The following is a 3987-nucleotide window of genomic DNA, read 5'->3' as shown; positions in this document are numbered from 1 at the left end:
TTTGAATGGGTTCATGTGCAGCTCCATCAGCAAAAGGGGATGATAAGTTTATCACCACCGACTATTTGCAACAGTGCCGTAAGCTGCACCTCAAACCCCCGGATCAGGCTCTCCAGGCCATGCAGAAAGGCCTGCTCACCATCATCACTGTCCATAATCTGCAGCGCTTCCCGCAATAGCGGCGGCAGGTTTTCGTCCGGTGCTGCAGGGCGGTCGGTCAGGGCGGCAGTATGCTCCTGCTGCTCCAGTACGGCACCAAGGGTAAAATGACTGACCGCTGAAATCGCATATAACCCGTCGCGCAGTGAAAAGCCGTTTTCTGTCATAAAGCGTAACTGGGTTTCCACCGTATCATACTGTTTTTCATCAGGGCGGGTGCCGAGGTGCACTTTTGCCCCGTCACGGTAACGCAGCAGCGCCCGGCGGAAACTCATTGCATTATTGCGCAGAAATGACTGCCAGGATTCCCCCGCCGCAGGCAGTGAATAATCATGATGACGCGCCAGGATCTCCACCGCCAGCGCATCCAGTAACGCCCGTTTATTTTTCACATGCCAGTAAAGTGTCGGCTGTTCTATTCCCAGCTTCTGCGCCAGCTTGCGGGTCGTCAGCCCGTCAATCCCTGTCTCATTCAGCAGTTCCAGTGCCGCATCAATAACCGATTCTCTGTTCAGCCGTGCCATGACCGTCTCCTCCGATTTTCAGATTGACACTCTATCATTGATAGGGATATATTCCAACTCTATCAATGATAGGGAATTAACACAGGATCTGAAAAATGAATAAACCCGCTGTCATCGCGCTGGTGATTACACTGCTGGACGCGATGGGAATTGGTCTGATCATGCCGGTATTACCGTCACTGCTGCGGGAATATCTCCCGGAAGCGGATGTGGCAAACCATTACGGCATTCTGCTGGCGCTGTATGCGGTGATGCAGGTCTGTTTTGCTCCGCTGCTGGGCAGATGGTCAGATAAGCTGGGGCGCAGACCGGTGCTGCTGTTATCCCTGGCGGGTGCCGCGTTTGATTACACACTGCTGGCACTGTCCAATGTGCTGTGGATGTTGTATCTCGGGCGGATTATCTCCGGGATCACTGGTGCCACCGGCGCGGTTGCGGCTTCGGTAGTGGCGGACAGCACGGCGGTCAGCGAGCGTACCGCCTGGTTCGGCCGTCTCGGTGCGGCCTTTGGTGCCGGGCTGATTGCCGGGCCGGCTATCGGCGGACTGGCGGGGGATATCTCACCGCATCTGCCGTTTGTCATTGCGGCAATACTGAATGCCTGCACCTTTCTGATGGTCTTTTTTATCTTTAAACCGGCGGTACAGACAGAAGAAAAACCGGCGGAGCAGAAACAAGAAAGCGCAGGTATCAGCTTTATCACACTGCTTAAACCTCTGGCGCTGTTGCTGTTTGTCTTTTTTACCGCGCAGCTTATCGGGCAGATCCCGGCCACTGTCTGGGTATTGTTTACGGAGAGCCGCTTTGCCTGGGACAGCGCGGCGGTCGGTTTTTCACTGGCGGGACTCGGGGCGATGCATGCACTGTTTCAGGCGGTGGTTGCCGGGGCGCTGGCAAAACGGCTGAGTGAGAAAACCATTATTTTCGCCGGATTTATTGCCGATGCCACCGCGTTTTTACTGATGTCTGCTATCACTTCCGGATGGATGGTGTATCCGGTCCTGATCCTGCTGGCAGGCGGCGGAATTGCACTGCCTGCATTGCAGGGCATTATCTCTGCCGGGGCATCGGCGGCAAATCAGGGAAAACTACAGGGTGTGCTGGTCAGCCTGACCAATCTGACCGGCGTGGCGGGCCCGCTGCTGTTTGCTTTTATTTTCAGTCAGACACAGCAGAGTGCGGACGGTACGGTGTGGCTGATTGGCACGGCACTGTACGGTCTGCTGCTGGCAATCTGTCTGCTGATCAGAAAACCGGCACCGGTGGCGGCCACCTGCTGACCGGCGCTATACAGGCAGCGCTGTTGTGCGGTATGGTGGACGGCATTCGTGCTTATCGCCTGCCATGATAAGCCTCAGACACAGAGGAACCGTTATGAAATCACGCGCAGCAGTCGCCTTCGGGCCGGGTTTACCCCTTGAAATTGTTGAAATTGATGTGGCACCGCCGAAGAAAGGTGAAGTGCTGGTGAAAATCAGTCACACCGGGGTATGCCATACCGATGCCTACACGCTTTCCGGTGATGATCCGGAAGGTCTGTTCCCGGTGGTGCTCGGCCATGAAGGTGCCGGGGTGGTGGTTGAGGTCGGTGAGGGCGTGACCAGTGTGAAACCGGGCGACCATGTGATCCCGCTGTACACCGCCGAGTGCGGCGAGTGTGATTTCTGTACCTCCGGTAAAACCAACCTCTGTGTTGCCGTCCGCGAAACCCAGGGCAAAGGCGTGATGCCGGACGGCACCAGCCGTTTTTCGTATAACGGTCAGCCGCTCTATCACTATATGGGCTGCTCGACATTCAGCGAATATACCGTTGTGGCGGAAGTATCACTGGCGAAAATCAATCCGCAGGCCAATGCGGAGCAGGTTTGCCTGCTCGGCTGCGGCGTGACCACCGGGATCGGCGCGGTACACAATACCGCGAAGGTACAGGAAGGGGATTCTGTGGCGGTATTCGGCCTCGGCGGTATCGGGCTGGCCGTGGTGCAGGGCGCACGTCAGGCAAAAGCGGGGCGCATCTTTGCCATCGATACCAATCCATCCAAGTTTGAGCTGGCAAAACAGTTCGGCGCCACAGACTGCATTAATCCCAATGATTATGACAAACCTGTTCAGCAGGTGCTGGTCGAAATGACCAAATGGGGTGTGGATCATACCTTTGAATGTATCGGCAATGTCAATGTGATGCGGTCGGCGCTGGAAAGTGCGCACCGTGGCTGGGGGCAGTCGGTAATTATCGGGGTGGCGGGTGCCGGAAAAGAGATTTCAACCCGTCCGTTCCAGCTGGTGACCGGCCGGGTCTGGAAAGGCACGGCGTTCGGCGGCGTGAAAGGGCGTACCCAGTTGCCGGGAATGGTGGAAGATGCCATGAGCGGCAAAATCGAGCTGGCGCCGTTTGTCACGCACACCATGGAACTGGATAAAATCAATGAAGCTTTTGATTTGATGCACGACGGCAAATCCATCCGCACAGTCATTCATTACTGATAACGTATTCAGGGAGATACTATGGAACGGATTGAACATCACGTCTGTTTCGGCGGCAGCCAGGAAGTCTGGCGTCACCACTCTGCGGTGACCGGCACGCCGATGACTTTTTCCGTGTTTCTGCCGCCGCAGGCAAAAACAGAGAAATGTCCTGTGCTGTACTGGCTTTCCGGGCTGACCTGCAACGAGCAGAATTTTATCACCAAAGCCGGGGCACAGCGTTACGCAGCGGAACACGGCCTGGTGATTGTCGCGCCGGATACCAGTCCGCGCGGCAGTCAGGTGGCGGATGATAAAGAGTACGATCTCGGCCAGGGTGCCGGGTTTTATGTCAATGCCACACAGGAGCCGTGGAAAGCGCATTATCAGATGTATGATTATATTCTGAATGAGCTGCACACCCTGGTAAGCGGGCATTTCGGCACATCGGAAAAACGGGCACTGTTGCAAAGTTAGCGATGAGGCAGCCTTTTGTCTTATTCAAAGGCCTTACATTTCAAAAACTCTGCTTACCAGGCGCATTTCGCCCAGGGGATCACCATAATAAAATGCTGAGGCCTGGCCTTTGCGTAGTGCACGCATCACCTCAATACCTTTGATGGTGGCGTAAGCCGTCTTCATGGATTTAAATCCCAGCGTGGCGCCGATTATCCGTTTCAGTTTGCCATGATCGCATTCAATCACGTTGTTCCGGTACTTAATCTGTCGGTGTTCAACGTCAGACTGGCACCGGCCTTCGCGTTTGAGCAGAGCAAGCGCGCGACCATAGGCGGGCGCTTTATCCGTGTTGATGAATCGCGGGATCTGCCACTTCTTCACG

Annotated in this window: 3 protein-coding genes and 2 pseudogenes; 3 read left to right on the top strand and 2 right to left on the bottom strand. The window is 55.5% G+C overall.

Going from position 1 to position 3987, the window contains the following annotated elements; translation table 11 throughout:
• Positions 1-26 precede the first annotated feature (26 nt).
• Positions 27-683 carry a tetracycline resistance transcriptional repressor TetR(D) gene (gene tetR(D) / locus OGX94_RS07945; RefSeq protein ID WP_000113282.1) on the bottom strand — a complete coding sequence of 219 codons (657 nt, stop codon included), beginning with the start codon at positions 681-683 and terminating at the stop codon, positions 27-29.
• Positions 684-778: 95 nt separating this feature from the next.
• Here tetR(D) and tet(D) point away from each other — a divergent pair, with 95 nt between their 5' ends.
• The 3 genes and pseudogenes from tet(D) to OGX94_RS07930 all read left to right on the top strand — a co-directional run.
• On the top strand, positions 779-1963 hold the full coding sequence (tet(D), locus tag OGX94_RS07940) for a tetracycline efflux MFS transporter Tet(D) (protein ID WP_001039466.1): 1185 nt from the start codon (positions 779-781) through the stop codon (positions 1961-1963).
• Positions 1964-2057: 94 nt separating this feature from the next.
• Positions 2058-3167 carry an S-(hydroxymethyl)glutathione dehydrogenase/class III alcohol dehydrogenase gene (locus tag OGX94_RS07935; RefSeq protein WP_000842134.1) on the top strand — a complete coding sequence of 370 codons (1110 nt, stop codon included), beginning with the start codon at positions 2058-2060 and terminating at the stop codon, positions 3165-3167.
• A 21-nt stretch (positions 3168-3188) separates the two neighbouring features.
• Positions 3189-3611 (top strand): annotated as a pseudogene (locus OGX94_RS07930) (alpha/beta hydrolase-fold protein); the annotation flags it as partial.
• 45 nt (positions 3612-3656) lie between these two features.
• Here the strand turns inward: OGX94_RS07930 and OGX94_RS07925 are convergent.
• Positions 3657-3987: pseudogene (locus OGX94_RS07925) on the bottom strand (IS6-like element IS26 family transposase); the annotation flags it as partial.

The organism is Citrobacter sp. Cpo037 (assembly GCF_030332945.1).
Taxonomy (GTDB): Bacteria; Pseudomonadota; Gammaproteobacteria; order Enterobacterales; family Enterobacteriaceae; genus Citrobacter; species Citrobacter portucalensis.
Note: the sequence above shows the minus strand (reverse complement) of the source record. Positions and strands in the feature narration are given on the sequence as shown.